At 43.6% G+C, this 19083-nt stretch carries 12 protein-coding genes; 8 read left to right on the top strand and 4 right to left on the bottom strand.

Annotated elements, in window-relative coordinates:
- Positions 1-51: 51 nt before the first annotated feature.
- The 3 genes from gltX to AC1XUE_RS20285 all read left to right on the top strand — a co-directional run bounded on the left by gltX (position 52) and on the right by AC1XUE_RS20285 (position 2931).
- Entirely contained in the window at positions 52-1602 is a 1551-nt protein-coding gene (gltX, locus tag AC1XUE_RS20295) for a glutamate--tRNA ligase (RefSeq protein ID WP_483357809.1), read from the top strand.
- Between the two features lie 196 nt (positions 1603-1798).
- Positions 1799-2047, top strand: a complete 249-nt coding sequence (locus tag AC1XUE_RS20290) for a hypothetical protein (protein ID WP_483357808.1) — start codon at positions 1799-1801, stop codon at positions 2045-2047.
- A gap of 104 nt (positions 2048-2151) precedes the next feature.
- Complete coding sequence (locus AC1XUE_RS20285) at positions 2152-2931, top strand: TIGR00266 family protein (RefSeq protein ID WP_483357807.1); 780 nt, start codon at positions 2152-2154, stop codon at positions 2929-2931.
- A gap of 58 nt (positions 2932-2989) precedes the next feature.
- Here the strand turns inward: AC1XUE_RS20285 and AC1XUE_RS20280 are convergent, their stop codons facing one another.
- From AC1XUE_RS20280 to AC1XUE_RS20265, 4 genes are all read right to left on the bottom strand, one after another.
- Entirely contained in the window at positions 2990-5056 is a 2067-nt protein-coding gene (locus tag AC1XUE_RS20280) for a T9SS type A sorting domain-containing protein (RefSeq protein WP_483357806.1), read from the bottom strand.
- Positions 5057-5179: 123 nt separating this feature from the next.
- The gene (locus AC1XUE_RS20275; protein WP_483357805.1) at positions 5180-6754 is read right to left on the bottom strand and encodes a RagB/SusD family nutrient uptake outer membrane protein; all 1575 of its coding nucleotides are present in this window, start codon (positions 6752-6754) and stop codon (positions 5180-5182) included.
- Between the two features lie 35 nt (positions 6755-6789).
- Positions 6790-10035: a SusC/RagA family TonB-linked outer membrane protein gene (locus tag AC1XUE_RS20270; protein ID WP_483357804.1), complete on the bottom strand. Its 3246-nt coding sequence runs from the start codon at positions 10033-10035 to the stop codon at positions 6790-6792.
- A 483-nt stretch (positions 10036-10518) separates the two neighbouring features.
- Positions 10519-11610 carry a Gfo/Idh/MocA family protein gene (locus AC1XUE_RS20265; RefSeq protein ID WP_483357803.1) on the bottom strand — a complete coding sequence of 364 codons (1092 nt, stop codon included), beginning with the start codon at positions 11608-11610 and terminating at the stop codon, positions 10519-10521.
- A gap of 544 nt (positions 11611-12154) precedes the next feature.
- On the opposite strand from AC1XUE_RS20265, the gene AC1XUE_RS20260 reads away from it, so the two are divergent.
- The 5 genes from AC1XUE_RS20260 (at position 12155) to AC1XUE_RS20240 (ending at position 19056) form a co-directional block, all read left to right on the top strand.
- Positions 12155-13090 carry a dihydrodipicolinate synthase family protein gene (locus tag AC1XUE_RS20260; protein WP_483357802.1) on the top strand — a complete coding sequence of 312 codons (936 nt, stop codon included), beginning with the start codon at positions 12155-12157 and terminating at the stop codon, positions 13088-13090.
- Positions 13091-13219: 129 nt separating this feature from the next.
- Positions 13220-14698: an aldehyde dehydrogenase (NADP(+)) gene (locus AC1XUE_RS20255; RefSeq protein ID WP_483357801.1), complete on the top strand. Its 1479-nt coding sequence runs from the start codon at positions 13220-13222 to the stop codon at positions 14696-14698.
- 100 nt (positions 14699-14798) lie between these two features.
- Positions 14799-15800 carry a 4-hydroxyproline epimerase gene (locus AC1XUE_RS20250; protein WP_483357800.1) on the top strand — a complete coding sequence of 334 codons (1002 nt, stop codon included), beginning with the start codon at positions 14799-14801 and terminating at the stop codon, positions 15798-15800.
- A 109-nt stretch (positions 15801-15909) separates the two neighbouring features.
- Complete coding sequence (locus tag AC1XUE_RS20245; protein WP_483357799.1) at positions 15910-17166, top strand: NAD(P)/FAD-dependent oxidoreductase; 1257 nt, start codon at positions 15910-15912, stop codon at positions 17164-17166.
- A 102-nt stretch (positions 17167-17268) separates the two neighbouring features.
- Positions 17269-19056 carry a DUF885 family protein gene (locus AC1XUE_RS20240; protein WP_483357798.1) on the top strand — a complete coding sequence of 596 codons (1788 nt, stop codon included), beginning with the start codon at positions 17269-17271 and terminating at the stop codon, positions 19054-19056.
- The last annotated feature ends 27 nt before the right edge of the window (positions 19057-19083 follow it).

Here is a 19083-nt window from a genome sequence, read left to right as displayed (position 1 = left end):
GCCAATCCCTGACCAATACATATAAGGTATTTTTAAGTTAAAGTTCAAATAATGAATAAGTTACCAGTGAGGGTGCGATTTGCTCCCAGTCCTACCGGCCCACTTCATGCGGGTGGTGTTCGTACTGCTCTTTATAATTATCTGTTTGCCCGTCAGCAGGGAGGACAGATGCTGTTGCGTATCGAAGATACCGATCAGAACAGATATGTTCCAGGTGCAGAGGCATACATACTTGAAGCCCTGGAATGGCTGGGAATTACGATAGATGAAGGACCTCAAACCGGTGGTCCGCATGCGCCGTACCGTCAGTCGGAAAGAAAAGAAATGTACCGTGAGTATGCAGAAAGACTAGTAAAAGAAGGCAAAGCATATTATGCCTTCGATACTGCCGAAGATCTGGATGTAATGCGTAAGCGACTTGAAGAAGCGAAAGTGGCTGCAGTACAATATAATGCGATTACACGTCAGGAGATGAAAAACTCCCTGACGCTTTCTGCCGAAGAAACACAGTCAAGGCTGGATAGTGGCGAGGCTTACGTGATCAGAATGAAGATCATGCCGAAGGAGGACATTCGTTTTAATGATCTGATCCGTGGATGGGTGGTTGTTCATTCTTCACAGATCGACGATAAGGTTTTACTGAAATCGGATGGTATGCCTACCTATCATCTGGCTAACATCGTAGATGACCATTTGATGGGAATTACACATGTGATCCGTGGTGAAGAGTGGCTTCCGTCGGCTCCGCTGCATGTGTTACTTTACCGTTACCTGGGTTGGGAGAGTACAATGCCTCAGTTTGCGCATCTACCGCTATTGCTCAAACCTGACGGCAACGGAAAGCTTTCCAAACGTGACGCCGATTTGGGCGGCTTCCCGATTTTTCCGCTGGAATGGACGGATCCCAATACAGGTGATAAAGCGAAAGGTTTCCGGGAAGAAGGATATTCCCCGGAAGCCACTGCTAACTTCCTGGCCTTACTGGGTTGGAATGCTGGTACTGAGCAGGAAATGTTCAACATGGAACAACTGATACAAGCTTTCAGCTTTGAAAGAGTACACAAAGCAGGAGCAAGATTTGATATACAAAAGGCAAACTGGTTCAATCAGCAATATCTTAAATTACAGGATGATGCTTCTATTATTGAGCAAGTGAAACCATTTTTTGCCGAGAAAGAAATTTCGGTGACAGATGAGCAGTTGGTTCAAATCGTACATTTACTTAAAGATCGGGTACATTTTGTGAGGGAAATAGCAGACGAATCGGTATTCCTTTTCAATGCTCCCCAGGATTATGATCAAGATGTAGTTCTTAAAAAATGGAATGAGGAGGCTGTAAATGCGATTTCTGCTTTTAAGGATGCCCTAAGTGCTTTTGAAGGAGATTTTGCTGCAGATAATATTAAATCTGTACTGTCTGCGACGATGGAATCCATCGGTGTGAAGATGGGTAAGGTCATGCAGGCACTCAGACTTGCAGTGACTGGTGCAGGTGCAGGACCTGATCTGATGGTGATCATGGAAATACTTGGCAAGGATGAGGTGTTGAGCAGACTCAATAACTCTATTGACCGTTTACCAGCGCAAATTCGCCTGGCATAGTTTCTTAAAGACCGTTCAATCAATTTGATTTGAAAGTGAGGAATAGCTCCGGTAATTTAGTTTTATAGTTGATCAACACACTATCAATTAAAGAGCTGCTGGAGCTATTTCTGTATACGGTTATTATAGAAATGTGTATTTTAATAGTATAAAAGTCCTCGGTAGAAACTGAAGAATGAAACCAAAGCTCTTGATTATGGCTAAGAAAAAACAAACAGATTCGGCTAAAGCAGCTGATGAGAAACCCAGAGTTCATAAAGACCTGGAAGGATTTGATATTCAGATCAATTCATTTGGTGAAATTTCAACCAGCTTTGATATGGATCGTATCAATGAATTTCTGAATAAGAATGTAGACGATAAAAAACTGCGTGACCGCGAAGATATTCCAGGCCGGAAAGTTAGAAAGTCAAAAAAGAAAACAAACGAAGAGGAGGAGGAGTGAGCAAGGGGCCTGGGGCAAAGCGAACAAGGTGAACTTACCCTTACCCCTAACCCCTTGCTCATCGCTCCAAACGCTATGCTCATAAACCTTAATTTAAAAAGAACATGTTCTCTCACGAAATTGACTACAAAATCATTGGCGACGATATTCAGGTCGTTGAAATTGAACTGGATCCCCGTGAAACAGTAATTGCCGAAGCCGGAGCAATGCTATTTATGGAAGATGGGATTCAGTTTGAAACCAAAATGGGGGATGGCTCAGAGCCGAACCAGAGCATTATGGGGAAGATTTTTCAGGCAGGCACAAGGGTGCTGACAGGTGAATCGCTTTTCATGACGCATTTTACCAATTTGGGAGTGGGCAAACGGAAAGTGGCTTTTTCCGCTCCGTATCCCGGAACGGTCATGCCCATCGATTTATCCAAGATATATGGTAATGAGCTGATCGTCCAAAAGGATGGATTTTTATGCGCAGCCATGGGTACCAGTATGAAAATCCATTTTAATCAGCGGTTCGGATCCGGTTTGTTTGGAGGTGAAGGTTTTATACTTCAGAAACTGAAAGGTGACGGTATGGCATTCGTGCATGCTGGTGGCGTGGTCATAGAGCGCCAGCTGAACAACGAAACTTTACGCATTGATACAGGTTGTGTAGTTGCATTTGAGCAATCTCTGAGTTTCGATATTCAAAGATCCGGAGGGCTGAAATCCATGGTATTTGGTGGAGAGGGAATGTTTTTAGCTACACTCAGAGGAACAGGTCGTTGCTGGATTCAGTCTATGCCAATTTCGAAACTGATCCAGAGATTATCTCCGGGAGGTGGAAATGCCAAAAAGGAAGGCGGTTCTGTAATCGGAGGACTTGGTAATTTGTTTGAAAGTTAAGGCATATTATTTACCCTGTCAGAACCAGAGCCGGCATCAGATTGCTGGCTTTGTTTGTTTATAAGACGAAAATCGATTGAGCTGTACTGCCTGCATTTGTAATCACCCGAAGTATGTAGTTGCCTGAAGGAATATGACCAGCCGGTCGTGCTGTCACGGCGCCCGGCATTTCCCTTTGATTAGTATTCAGAATAAACGCTCTACCCTTTACATCATATAGTTTACATTCTACGATTTCATTCTCCGGCTCAATTCTGAAACGGAAAGTCTGATCAATGACGGGGTTTGGGAATACGAGCAGATAAGGAGTACTTCCATCTGCAAATAGGGTAGATATTGGTGATGAAGTTTTTATGCCGTTACTTAATTCAAGCACGACCCTATAAAAAATACTACCCGTGCTTACATCGGAATCTTTGTAAGAATAAAGATGGGATGTATTCCGGTTATTATTAATTGGTATATCGGCTATATCCGTGTAGGTGAGCCCGTTGGCTGTCTTTTGCAGGATGATATTATTGATTTCAGTATTTGCACTTAGGAGCCATGAGATCTGTATTCCATTATCTTCACGACGGGTGTGAATGTGATTAACATATTGGTTGGCCGCCAGATCGGTATGTACAAAAAAAGGGTCAGAGACACTGCCGGGTAAGACAGGGGAAGAGCCGGTAATACGAATTTTATAAATTCCATTTTTGAGTCCTTCGGGAATGATTACATTAAGCGGACTCTGACTCCCCGTGGCAACGGTCATTACATATTTATTGTCTTCATTCAGTAATTCCGCATGTACATTTAAAATACTTCCACTACTGCCCGTAATCGCATATTGTAAAAGAAATGGGGAATTAGCTTTCACTTCCGAAGGAACTACACCTGTATGAATAGCGTAACCAGGCTGAACGGGCTCAACTTCCGAGAAGACGGAATCATTGAGCATTGTATTCCAGGCTTCTGCAGCATCCGTAAGGCCTTTAACGCCACCTGCGATATTCTCAAAATGCCCGTGAGCCGGCCTTGGAATTTGTACGCTATCCAGATTTGGACCCGGATATACCGACCAGCTACTGTCAGTGAAAAATCGGTTTTGTGCATTGATGATAGGTTGATAAGGTCGTGAAGATGTCGAACTGGCTGAGCTTCGTGCCATGATCCATGAAGCTGTGTAGCCAGCATCTCTTCGGCTTGTTTCAATCACCGTACGTATATGATCAAAATAAGCATTTTCAGTAAAACCGAGCTGTGCATCATTTTCTCCATGCGCCCAAAGTACCGCTCGTATTCCCAACCACGAATTGAAATAGCGAAGTGTATTTTTGATATTGGAATAGGGCTGCCGGTTTGGCCAGAATTTGCCTACATACAAGTTATAAGCATCTTTTCCTGAGGCTCCATCGCTGTAATTCTCAGAATTCGCTGCTGCCCAGGAAGCATTCAGAAAAAGTACCGGCACGCCTGATTTTTGAAATAACATCTCACCTAACTCTCCCCAATACCATGCAGTTTCCCCTGAAGGGAAAATATTGTTTTTGGCATCAATAGGACTGAATTGGGGAGCAGGCATGGGACCGTCAGCTGCAACAGTTATATTCTCTTGATTAAGTACTTTATTGACAGCATCAAAGGAAATAACATTTTCTGTACCGCTTTTGGCACCGAGATCCGGCAGACCCATCGCATTGGAATTGCCTGCGATCAGAAAAACTTCTCCAATTCCGACCTTTGAAACTATAGCAGAATCCACCGCTTCGGAATTTGAAAAGCCCGTTATTGAAAGTTTGTACCAACCTGATCCGGCGGCTATAGATGTATGAAAAAATCCCTGACTGATTTGCGTATTTTCAATCTTGGTCGTTACAACAGAATGTATGTTCCCGGCAGCAGGAGTGAGCTTTGCTTCCAGATGGGAAAATGGATAATAAGTGTAGCCACTCAGGGAAATAGTAGCGAAATCAGATGAATTCCTTTGAACTACCTGATTATTAACTGGACTGGTAATAACCAGCGATTGAGCATAAGCAAAAGAGCAACTCAGCAGAATTAAAACAGATACTGTAAATAGGAGGCGGTACTGATTAATTAGTTGTCCTTTTTGATTGGAGTTCAGTCTGAGGTCTGCCATGTTCACGATCCGTTAGATGCTTTCTTTTGTGCAAAATTAAGACAAAGTATGGAAAGAAAGTAAAAGAGCCAGTCCTGCTCATGATGAGGCTGGACTGGCTCTGACATTGTAAGTGATTTCAGTTTACTGTGGATAACCCGGATTCTGAGGTTTCAGATTAGGATTATTTCTCATTTCAGGAATACCTAATGGGAATAAAAGGTGTCTTTCCAAAAGAGGTATACCTCCTGATACGTTCAGGTTACGGTGTCCTACAAAATTGTCAAAACCTTTTGTAGTCTCATTGAACACTTTACGAAGGCGGACCATGTCGAACCAGGTAATACCCTCGTAAGCGAATTCATGCCAACGCTCTTTCCAAACTGCTTCACGGAAACTGGCTGTTGTATAAGTACCCATAGCAGGCGTGGTAAGCTGAGCCCGGTCACGAATCTTTTTAAAGGCATCGTAGGCTTCCTGATTTACACCACCCACTTCATTCTGAGCTTCTGCGTAGGTTAGCAATACTTCCGCATAACGTATCAGGTTTACGTTCAGGTTGTTTATTCTGGTTGGAGTAATACCAGGACCTCCTAGGGCTGCAACGTTGAAGTATTTGAATACGAAAGGACCACCTAGCTGAAACTCAGCACCGGTTCCGTTGGTGAAATAAGATGTATAGAACCAGCCTTCCTGATTTTTCTTACGCAAATCATTGTTGTCGTAAGTGTTGTAGAAAGATGTGGTAGGGACAGTACTTCCGGTACCGCTGGAGCCGGCAAAAGTTACAGGCTGGAAGTTCGGGAAAAAGTCATTTAACGGAAACTGAGCTACCGCACTATTGTACTGGATCTGGAAAATGTGTTCAACACGGTTTTTCTGAGTTTCCTGACGCAACTCCTTGTAAGATGGGAAGAGGTTCAATACACTCGGATTCGCTTTTGAATAAGTAATTACTTCCAGTGCCTTATCAGCAGCAAGTTTATAGTGCGAGGCTCCTTTGCTAAGCGGAAAGCCAGCCATCGTAAGATATACCTTTGCCAACAATGATTTCACAGCCATTTGGGTAACACGTCCTGTTGTAGCTGTTGCTGGTAAACCTGCTGCTTCTGCTGCAATAAGATCGTCTACGATCAATTTGTAGATTTCCTCCTGAGGTGCTCTGCTAGGGCTAAAATCTTCTGATTCGGTAGTCTGAGGCTTTGTGATCAGCGGAGCGTCCCCCCACATACGAACAACATAAAAATAAGCCCACGCTCTCAAAAATCTGGCTTCACCTAACAACCTCGTTTTGACGGGTTCATCAGCTGTAGGGTAGGTAATGCCAGGAATTTTTTCAATACCCAGATTGGCGTTGGCAATGATCCTATACAACCCATTCCACCAATTGCTAACATGACCCGTATTACCGTCATGAGTCAACGAATACAAGTTGTTCAAATCTGAGTTCTGACCTGTCTGAGTAGTTGCTGTACCGGTTACTGCTTCCAGTAATTGCCAGTTAGCTGAGAAAATTCCTGCTCCTTCACCATAGAACCGCAAACCGGCATAGGTTGCATTTACTACGGATTGCGCATGATCAGGAAGTGTGAAAAAGTCATCTGGTTGCAAAGCCGATGGGTTACGCTCATCCAGAAAGTCGCTACAGCTTGAAGGCCCAAGAAGAATGGCTCCGCACAATAAGGCTTTCGTTACGTTTTTTATATTAAATAGTTTCATGTTCAATGTCAATTAATGGTACAAAGACTCTGATCTTAGAATGCTACCTGTAAACCAGCTGTGTAAGTAGTTGGTCTTGGGTATCCGTGCCAGATCATACCTTGTGAGAATACGTTTTCAGTATCAAAATTACCGCGTATAGGCGTTTGTTCTGGATCACCATGTGGGTATTTGCTGAGTATGAAGAAGTTCTGAGCAGACACGTATAATCTCAGTTTGCTCATCTTCAATTTGCTTGCTACCTCTGATGGGAAAGAATAGCCCAGGATAACGTTGCGTCCCCGTAAGAATGAACCATCAAAGATCCAGCGTGTATCCACGTTTGTTACATATCCTGCTTTAGTATCGCGGATTTCAGCAATAGGAGTGTTCTGGTTGGTTGGTGTCCAGGCGTCAAGAACCGTTGTGTAGCTATTTGCAAGCTGTACGCGGTCTTCGCTGGCGTGCAGGTTCATGTCCATCAGATCATTTCCGTAAGAAAATTGCAAGTCAAGTACCAAGTCGAAGTTTCCGTAACGCAAGGAGTTAGAGAATGTTCCCCATCCTTTTGGGCTACCGTTTCCGATAATTCCACGGTCAGCATCAGAAATAACACCATCGCCATTTACATCCAGGTATTTTACGTCTCCTGGCAGCATGGTCAGGTTTCCACGGTAACTGGTGAATTTAGCAGCGGCTTCTGCTTCAGCTGTGCTCCATGTTCCAAGACGGGTAAGTCCCCAGAATGCACCAACGGGCTCGCCAACACGTAAAATACTTGTCTGGTTGGTGATAGATGGTCCACCCACTCCGAATATATCTGCTGGTGTTGCCAGAGACAAAACTTTGTTACGGTTAAAGGATATATTGAAATTACTTGTCCAGCCAAATTTAGCAGACTCAAAATTGACGGTATTCAACGCAAACTCAAAACCTTTGTTTTCCATGGAGCCTACGTTCTTACGGATTGTAGCATAACCACTTGTACGAGGTACTGGTGCATCCAGAAGCATGTCAGTGGTTTTTCTATAATAGTAGTCCGCTTCGAGCGATATTCTTCCTTTCAGAAAACTAATTTCCAAACCGGCATCTGTTTGCGCTGTTTTTTCCCATCTCAGATCCGGATTAGGTAACACGCTGATACCAGTTCCGCTTACTCTTGTCTCATTGAATATGGCCGCGTAAGTAGAGCTCAAAAGAGGCAATGAGGTATAAGGAGGTATTTCTGAGTTACCTGTTACCCCGTAACTTGTACGAAATTTAAGATTGGATATGAGCGTATTGTTTTTCAGGAATTCCTCGTCAGATACTTTCCATGCAAAAGCCGCCGATGGGAAGAATGCAAATTTATGATCCCTACCGAACTTGGACGAACCATCCGCACGACCTGTTACTGTAAACAGATATTTCTCCAGCAACGTGTAATTCAAACGTCCGAAGTAAGAATTAAATGCAAAGCGTGATGCTCCGGATACATAAGGATTGGAAGAAGGAAGTGTTGCTCCCGCACCCAGGTTGTCAAATCCAAAATAATCAGTCGGGAAGTTCTGTGAACCTACTCCATTGGTGGAAATGTTCGTTTCCTGCCACGAAATACCTGCTAGGGCATTGAAGGAATGAATACCGAATGTTTTGTTGTAGGTCATATAGTTCTCCCATGACCAGAACACCTCTTTTCTGTTTTCTTTTCTGGCAGTACCCAGTTCATTTGGTGTCAAAGAACGAGTTTGGGACTGATTTATATCCTGATTGATCACATTGATACCCAATACAGAGCGGAATTCGAGACCTTTTGCCAGCGTTATGTTTCCGTATAGGCTACCTAATGTTGTTTGTGTATTCAGGTTGTATTTACGCCCCATCAAACGGTGTACGGAGCTGAAAGATCCTTCTGCACCAGGGTAATCACGGTTATTCGCATAAACACCATCGTTGTATTTCACAGGCAGGAAAGGGAAATCTTCCACCATCTGGCGAGGTACGGCGTCATTGATATCCACCAGGTTTTCAGCCTGATTGTTGTAACTAAGCGTTCCACCAATGCGTAACCATTTTTTTACCTGATCATCAATACTGAAACGTGACGAATAACGCTTCAGATAGGAAGTCTTGATCAGACCCTGGTCATCACGGTAACCGAGTGATAGAGAATAGGTTGTTTTCTCATTGCCTCCGCTAAACCCAAGCTGATGGTTTTGTGAAACCCTGTTTTGAGTAGATTCTTTGAACCAGTCGGTATCATAATTCGGCGCGAATGTACCATCTGCACGTTTTGTGAAGACCTCTGGGCGCAAGTCTAACAGTCTTTGACGACGCAATTGTGGATTGTGGCTTGTGTATTTTCCTTCGCTCCATCCTTGTGGATCATATTTCTGCATATTTTTGTATGCAAGATCTTCAGTATCCAGATATTGCTGCGCATTTAATACTTTAGCACGCTTTGGTCCTGCAGTGGGTACACTGAGATCGAGGTTGTAGGTAATGATACCTTCTCCAGATTTACCTCTCTTGGTGGTGATCATGATTACACCATTAGCACCACGAGCTCCATAAATAGCAGTAGATGAAGCATCTTTCAATACCTCCACCGATACGATATCGTTGGGGTTGATAAAATCGATGGCCTGGCTTGCCTGATTTTGATTACCCTGTGGTAACATCACACCATCCACCACATACAATGGGTTGTTGGAGGAGTTAATAGAGCTGAAACCACGTATACGTACATTGGAACGTCCACCCGGGCGACCAGAGTTTACGTTTACCTGCACCCCTGATACTTTACCCTGAAGGGCCTGGTTCAATGAAGGAACAGGACGCTCTCTCAGTTCTTGCTCCTTCACGGAACCAACAGAACCTGTCAAGTCAGATTTTTTCGCTGTACCATAACCGATCACAACCACTTCACTTAGTGCTTTGGAATCAGCATCGATGGCGATGTCAACAACACTTCTTGTACCTACTGCGACTTCCTGGCTAACGTAGCCTACAAAGCTAAAAACCAGCGTGGAACCGTTGTCGGCTACGTTGATGGTGTAGTTCCCATTTTCGTCAGTAGATGTACCAGTGCTGGTACCTTTTACAACGACGTTTACGCCTGGTAAACCTTCGCCATTGCTTTTATCTGTAACTCTTCCTTTTAGAGTGCGGTCCGCATTGATCGTTTTTATAATTCTTTCCGATTTAACAAACAGACCGGCCTGTGCGTGTGTTGTCACGGCGAATGCCAGTGCTAACGGTACAAATTTTGAAAGTAAACGTCCTGATCGGACGGTACCAGATGGGGTAGTAGTTTTTTCCATTATTAAAAAGGTATGTTAGGTACTTTTGGTAAGACAGCCACGAAGCGAAACGGCGACTGTTATTAGGTACTCCTTAGTTCGGATTATTATATCATGCAAATGGGGTTAGGTGAATAGTTACATTATATTAATACTTTCAATAGTCCAAGTTGTAATTGCTAAAACCTTTTACCTGGTTAGTGAAAAACTAAATTGCATTGCTCAGTACAAGAAATTTTTATGGTGGAGTCAGAATTACCTTCAAGAGGCTTTAAGTAGCCAATGGTATTTAAAGGCAATATTATATTAAATTACAGCAATATCTTAATAATTCTTAAATAATATCTGGCAATAGTCTAATGCAAACGTTTGAAAAAATAAAAATCGGTTACAAATACAACCTGTAAGTGAATGACAATCTGGTACAATGTGAAGATAAAACATAAAAACCTCATGAACGAAGCGTTCATGAGGTTTTTATAAATAACGGTTGTATAATTAAACCTAAACCAGGTCAACAGTGCGCCCTGTACGAACGGATTCATCACAAGCAAATGCAATCTGAAGACTGGTAACAGCATCCTGCAAGTGATCCGTAAGATCAGTATTTTCGCGGATCGCTGTCAGAAAGAAGCGCTGTTCACGGTTACATAATTCCTGGTGATCCGGCTCATCTTCCAGATTAATCCATGTGTCTTCGTGAACAAATTCATCCCTATCATTGAGTGCTGCGTGGTGTACTCTGATGGATTCAGTTTTGGTATGTGCTTCCACAGAAGAAGACTTGCCCGAAGCACCGGCATCTTTGGCAACGATGGACACAGATCCTTTCGGTCCGATCACATCCTTGACAAAAAAAGCCGTTTCGCTGATCATAGGTCCCCAACCAGCCTCATACCATCCTACAGAACCATCTTCAAACCAGATCTGCAGCTGCCCGTAGTTATAGTTGCCTACCGGTATATCTTCTGTAAGTCTCGCGCCAATGGCATTCACGCGCAATGGTTTTGAACGTGTCATCTGGCACATCACATCAATATAATGAACGCCACAGTCTACGATAGGGCTCAGGCTTTTCATCAGATTACGGTGTACGCCCCACATATAGCCGTGGCTCTGCTGGTTAAGGTTCATACGCATTACCAGCGGCTTTCCAAGATTTTGAGCTTCCGCTACAAAACGTTCCCAGGAGGGATGATGGCGTAAGATATATCCTACCACAACCTGTTTGTTCGCTTTTTTTGCAGCCTCTACTACTTTTTTTGCACCTTCGACTGTCGCGGCCAGCGGTTTTTCGATGAATACGTGCGCACCATGTTCCAATGCCAGAATGGCAAATTCTTCATGGGTGTCAGGATAAGTAGAAATGCAGACAGCATCAGGTTTTGTTTCCTGAAGTGCCGCTTTATAATCGCTGTAAAGAGAATAGCCGCCTCCCAGCTTTTCATTTAGTATTTCCTTGCTTTTTCCGGTCGATACGATTCCGCAGATCTCAAATCCGTCGAGTAGTTGGTAGGCGAAAGCGTGTGAAGCGCCCATATTTCCACAACCTACAACCAATACACGGACTGGATTTTCATTTTGAGTAAATGACATAAACTTTGAATGTTACAATGAATGGGTTTCAGGATTACAACAAGTAAACGAGAGATACTCGTTCGGTTGAATCTCAAAATTAGGAATTAAAATCTGTTTTCATGAAAAGGTATGCAAGTGCAGATTAGGTTTCAGTGACGTGCAACTCTTTTTGAAATGTAGAGTAACGTAAGAATCATAAGTCTTTCTAAGGTTCTTTTAACTGAGTTTAAAGATGTTTAATTAAGTTAAAGATTGAAATTCTTTCGTGCATTTGACCGGGTTGCTCCATTTTCTGCAGAAAATTCGCACTATGCGCATTGGATGGATAATTTATAATGAATGGGTTAATTGATGTGATCTCCAAATAATTTATTGCGATATTGCTCTTTTTCTTACATAATGTATCTATAGTATATTGTATTTGCTGATTTATTCAATAAGCACCGTAAAAATCATTTATGTTAAAATTGGTATATAATTGATTAATACCAGAAATGTTTCCTGATATTCCTTCCATTACTTTTGATGTGCGGTTTGGTACATAATCTTAATAAACTTATATATGAACAAAGAACTATGGCAGGGCGTGTATCCTGCATTGCTAACTCCTTTTACAGCTGAGGATACGATTGATTTCGCTCTGTTTGAAAAGAATCTTCTTGCTCAGGTTGAGGCGGGAATTTCCGGTGTAATTATTGCGGGTTCTCTTGGAGAAGCCAGCACACTTACAACAGACGAGAAATTCGAATTGGTAAAAGCTGCAAAAGGTGTACTGCCTGCCGGAATGCCCGTTGTACTTTGTATCGCAGAACAGTCTACAGCTGTTGCCGTGGCGATTGCAAAAGGAGCTGAGGCGATTGGTGCTGACGGTTTGATGGTGCTTCCTCCGATGCGGTACAAAGCAGATGATGAAGAAACTGTAGAGTATTTCAGAACAATTGCTGAAAGTACTCCTTTGTCTATCATGATCTACAACAACCCTGTTGATTATAAAATTGAAGTGACTTTAGATATGTTTGCTGAACTGGCAACCATTTCCAATATCCACGCTATCAAGGAGTCAACCCGTGATGTGAGCAATGTGACTCGTATTTTCAACCGTTTCGGAGATCGCTTCAAAGTTTTCTGTGGTGTTGATACACTGATCATGGAAGAAGTGATGCTGGGTTGCGACGGTGTTGTGGGTGGATTGGTTGATGCCTTCCCGAAAGAAACTGTTGCGATATTCAATCTGGTAAAAGCAGGTCAGTATAAAGAGGCATTGAGCGTTTACCGTTGGTATCTGCCTTTGCTGGAACTTGATATCCATCCAAAACTGGTTCAGAACATCAAATTGGCTGCACAACAGGCAGGTATTGGTTCTGAATATGTAAGGGCTCCGCGTAAAGTGCTTAAAGGTGCAGAAAGAGAAAAGGTATTGGCAATTATCGATGAGGCAATTGCAAATCAGCCTGTTCTGTCTGACTATCTCAGCCTGTCAGCTGACGTTTTAGCATAAGCATTCCTGAGTCGGCTTATAGCTGATCATATCATTTATTCTTGTTATGTAGCCTTCGTAGGACATGAACTAAGTATCATGGCGATAGGTTACATAACAAGAGTATTTTTGATTAAAAAACTTAAAAGTATGAGTGTTTCAAAAGAAGGAATAGAAAGCATTGTACAACAAGCTCAGCATGCATTTACTGCAATCAGTAAATTGAGTCTGGCAAAAAGAATCGCTTTTATGCGCACTGTTGCGGATGAAATCGAAGCATTGGGTCCTGAGCTTATTACTACAGCTCAAAGAGAATCACATTTGCCGGAAGGACGTCTCGTTGGAGAGAAAGGCAGAACGATCTTCCAATGGAGAAGTTATGCGGATGCAGTTGAAAGAGGAGATTCCCTGGATATCAGTATTGATACTGCCAATGCCGAACGTACACCTCCTAAGCCCGATATCAGAAAAACCAATGTGGGGCTTGGGCCTGTAACCGTGTTCGGTGCAAGTAATTTTCCTTTTGCATTCTCTACTGCTGGTGGCGATACAGCCGGAGCTTTTGCTGCGGGGTGCAGTGTGATTGTAAAAGCGCATCCGGGTCATCCTGAAACTTCTCAGATCATGGCGGATGCTATTCTGCGTGCTGTTGAGAAAAGTGGTTTACCTGACGGAACATTCTCTCATGTTTTTTGTGAAACCAATGAGGAAGCTCAACTATTGGTAAGTCATCCGCTTATTAAGGCTGTAGGTTTTACCGGATCATACCGTGGCGGAAAAGCTTTGATGGATGTTGCCGCGGCACGCCCTGAGCCTATCCCCGTATATGCTGAAATGGGAAGTGTAAATCCTGTTTTTATTCTTCCTGAAAAACTGAAAGCATCCGCATCAGAGCTTGCGAAGCAATATGTAGGTTCGCTAACTTTGGGAGTCGGACAGTTCTGTACCAACCCTGGTTTGGCCATAGGTGTGCAAAGTCCTGAGCTGGATGAATTCATTGAGACGTTTAGCGCTGAAATTAAAAATGCAGTACCTGCGCCTATGCTACATGCCGGTATTGCAAAAGCATATATTAGTAATAAAGAGAAATTGACATCTCAGTCTGGGGTACAGGTAGAGGCAGTAGCCGAAGCGGAAGCCGCTGAAGGGTGCGGAGCAGCAACGGTCGCTACTGCATTGGGAGTAGATTTCCTGATCAATGATTCCCTTCAGGAAGAAGTTTTCGGGCCTTTTGCATTGATCATCAAATGTAAAGATGAAGCCGAAATGCTCGCTGTTACTGAAAAATTGCATGGACAACTTACAGCCACGCTGCTTGCAACAAGTGGTGATGTAGCTGCCAACGATGAATTGATTGCAACCATTCAAAGCAAATGCGGGAGAATCATTTTTAATAACTTCCCGACAGGTGTAGAGGTTTGTAAAGCCATGCATCACGGCGGACCTTTTCCCTCATCAAGCAATGTTCAATATACCTCTGTAGGTTCTGATTCTATCAAAAGATTTGTAAGACCGCTCAGTTTCCAGAACTGGCCGGACGAATTCCTGCCTGAAGAATTGAAAAGTAGCAATCCGTTGGGCATCTGGCGGACTGTCAATAACGAACTGACAAAGGCAATCATTAGCTAAATCAAATCCGGGATGTATCACAGCTTCCCGGATTATATATAAAAAACCTAGTTTGACCCGCGCCGAAAGCTGATTGCCGACCGCCGATAGCCTTATTAAAATGAGAAAAACCTTTTTCTGTATAGATGCCCACACATGTGGGAACCCGGTGCGGGTAGTAGCCGGTGGCGGACCTTTGCTGAATGGAAATAGTATGATGGAAAGGCGTCTGCATTTCCTGAAGGAATTTGACTGGATCAGAAAGGGATTGATGTTTGAACCACGCGGTCATGATATGATGAGTGGTAGTATTCTTTATCCGCCGATTGATCCTGCAAACGATATTGGCGTATTGTATATCGAAACCAGTGGTTGTCTTCCCATGTGTGGACACGGTACGATCGGTACAGTAACAATTGCTATTGAAGAAGGCCTGGTGACTCCAAAAGTACCTGGTAAGCTGCGATTGGAAACACCTGCCGGACTGGTGCTTGTAGAATACAGGCAAGAAGGCAAAAAGGTTAAATCTGTGAAGCTTGTGAATGTGAAGTCATTCCTTGCTGCAGAAAAACTAACGGTTGAATGTCCTGATCTCGGAACACTGACAGTTGACGTTTCCTACGGGGGCAACTTCTACGCCATCGTGGATCCTCAGGAAAACTTCAAAGGACTGGAGCATTACACCGCCGATCAACTCATCAGCTGGAGCCGAGTATGCCGTACCCGCATGAATGAGCAATATCAATTCGTACATCCGGAGAACGAACATATCACCGGACTGAGTCATTTCCTGTGGACAGGTTCTGTAATAGATCCGACTTCAACAGCACGTAACGCTGTATTCTACGGTGACAAAGCGATTGACAGATCTCCGTGCGGAACGGGTACATCTGCGAGGATGGCACAATGGCATGCGCAGGGTAAACTGAAAAAAGGAGATGAGTTTATCCACGAAAGTATCATCGGCTCCAAGTTCACAGGAACTGTGGAGGACGAAGTAACAATCGGAGAAAAGCCTGCCATCATTCCGGGAATCGAAGGATGGGCAGTGGTAACAGGTTATAATAATATATTCATCGACGACGAAGAAGATCCGTATGCATATGGATTTCAGGTAATTTAATGGCAAGTCGGCTATCAGCCGTCGACATGTGCTATTGCACAACATAATATCAAATAGGGCAACAAATCTATAAAAGGCCGAAAGCTGATTGCTGACGGCCGAGGTTAATATGGAAAATAAAGGCAAAGCCGTAATTATTGGAGGTGGCATCATGGGATTGGCCTCGGCTTACTATCTGCTGAAAGGCGGATGGAAAGTGACTTTGATAGATAAAGGAGATTTGTCGGACAATTGCTCTCATGGTAATGCCGGAATGATTGTCCCGAGTCACTTCATACCATTGGCAGCCCCGGGTATGATCTCAAAGGGAATCAAATGGATGTTCAATAGCCGCAGTCCTTTTTATGTAAAACCGTCACTGGATTTTGCACTGATCTCCTGGGGATTGAAATTCATGAAAAGTGCTACGCCTGCTAACGTAGAACGTGCGGCTCCATTTTTGAGAGATTATCATTTGTTGAGCAAGCAACTGTATGAAGACCTTTCCAAAGAAGAAGGTTTCGACTTCGGCCTTGAGAAGAAAGGAATTCTGATGCTTTATAAAACCGAGAAAGCAGGAGAGGAAGAGATTCATGTAGGAAAGGATGCTCAAAAGCTGGGTCTGGATGTCGAGATGCTAAGTGCTGAGCAAGTACAGGAGATAGAGCCAGGTGTAAAGCTGGATATTAGAGGAGCAGTTCATTACCATTGTGACGCACATCTTTATCCTCATGCACTTATATCTCAGCTTATAACTTACATTAAAGCAAACGGCGGAGAGATACTGACAAATACTGATGTTACCGGATATCAGATCGAAAATGGAGAGATCAAATCTGTTGTGACGGACAAAGGAAATGTAAGTGGTGATCTTGTGATCATGACGGGGGGATCCTGGCTTCCGCAGCTGGCAAAGCTAGCGGGACTTTCTATTCCTGTGATGCCTGGGAAAGGGTATTCATTTATGGAAGGGAATACGGCGCATCCTATTGTACATCCGGCATTGCTGATTGAAGCACGTGTGGCTGTCACGCCCATGAATGGTCAGGTGAGGTTTGGTGGAACCATGGAGCTGGCCGCATTGAATGATAAAATCAATATGAACAGGGTAGAGGGAATTGTGAATTCGATCCCGCAATATTATCCTGAACTAAATGTGCCTGTTCCGGCAGAAAGCAGAATCTGGTACGGGTTCAGACCTTGCTCACCGGATGGCTTGCCGTATCTGGGCTATAGCAAAAAACTTAAAAACCTGATCGTTGCGGGAGGACACGGCATGATGGGCGTTAGTCTGGGGCCGGCAACAGGTAAATTGGTTGCAGAGCTTGCGGACAGAACCGCGCTGTCAGCCGACATCAAAATATATAATCCTGAAAGATACCAGTGAGCTGTCTCCCGACAGCTCACTTTTTTTATGCCAACAGGAAGAATTTCTTGTAATAAGAGCACATTAACCTGACAACAATTACTTAATCTATACCTGAACCTTATGAGAAGTCAAGCTTTGTTCCGCTGCTTGGGAACGTTTGTCGTGTTGCTTTCTGTAGCGAGTGGATTACGGGCTCAAACTCCCGCCAGCAAATTCAATCTATACGAACAATCCAGTGAAACAGCCGGTCTAATAATTCAGTATAGCCAGGATATCCGGGCTGTGCGTTACTTTTACTCTCCTATGGTAGCAAGCCGAGGCTATGGCGGAGCGCCAAACACACTCAATTCACCGGAGCAGCGTAAGCGTCTGAATGAAATTGATAAAGACTATCTCGACAAACTTGCAAAGCTCGACTTCAATGCCATGAGTACTTATGGCAAGGTGGATTATTTGCTGTTAAAAAGGAATATTGAAGACCATCAGTTGACATTGTCACAGGAAGAAAAAGAGTATACTGCGATACAGAAGTATGTTCCGTTCGCCGAAAAGATTTACACCTTTGAAAAAGGACGCCGTCGCGGGGCCACAGTAGATGGTGAAAAGGTGGCAACAGAGCTGAATAGTATTCTTAAAGAAGTAAATGCTGCTGCTGAAAGCTTCAAAAAAGTGGAATCCCTGGATATGCCATTGGCCATGCGGGGCGAGGAGGCTATTAATGGTATTCAGGCCAGACTAAAAAGTACATTCGACTTCTACAACGGATACGATCCGATGTTTACTTGGTGGGTGCCTAAGCCCTACAAAGCTTTGGATAGTACGCTGGTTGCGTATGCGCGTACCGTTAGAAAAAAAGGCAAGCTCAATACAACACAGAAGGACGATGTCAGCGGAATTAAGGGAGTACCTATTGGTCGTGAAGAACTGATCCGTCAGCTCAAAACGGAAATGATCAGCTATACACCTGATGAACTGATTGATCTGGCCAATAAAGAATTTGCCTGGTGCGACAAGGAGTTACTGAAAGCATCTCAGGAAATGGGTTTCGGCAATGACTGGAAGAAAGCACAGGAAAAAGTAAAAAACAGCTACGTACCTGCAGGGCAGCAGCCAGAGCTGATCATGAAGCTGTACAATGATGCGAAGGAATTCATTCTGAAAAATAATCTGGGAGAATATCCTGAGATTGCGGATGAAACCTGGGGTATGCAGATGATGACACCGGAACGCCAGCTGGTGAATCCGTTCTTTTTGGGTGGTCGCGACATCATCATTTCTTATCCGACCAATACGATGGCACATGACGATAAGCTGATGAGTATGCGTGGAAATAATCCTTATTTTTCTCGTTCTACTGTACATCACGAACTTGTGCCGGGTCACCATTTGCAGTATTATATGAACAGTCGCTATAAGTCTTACCGTAGCGATTTTCGCACGCCGTTCTGGACTGAGGGCTGGGCATTATACTGGGAGCTTTTGCTTTACGACAAAGGCTTTGCTAAAACGCCTGAGGAAAGAATCGGGATGTTGTTCTGGCGGATGCACCGTTGCGCACGGATTATCTTCTCGCTTAACTACCATTTAGGAAAATGGACGCCACAGGAATGTATCGATTTCCTTGTCGACAGGGTAGGGCACGAAAGAGCGAATGCCGAAGGAGAAGTGAGACGTTCATTTGAAGGAAATTACAGTCCGCTTTATCAGTTGGCTTATCTTGTCGGAGGTTTGCAGATATTCAGTCTTAAAACAGAATTGGTAGACAGTGGCAAAATGACTTATACGCAATTCCACAATGCCATCATGAAGGAAAATAATATGCCGATCGAGATGGTAAGAGCTACGCTCACCAACCAGAAACTGACTCCCGATTTCAAAACGAAATGGAAGTTTTATAGTTTTAAATAATGTTGTAGCTTACAGAAATGCATTCCT

This window comes from Dyadobacter sp. HNCC25DJ187, assembly GCF_056895255.1.
Note: the sequence above shows the minus strand (reverse complement) of the source record. Positions and strands in the feature narration are given on the sequence as shown.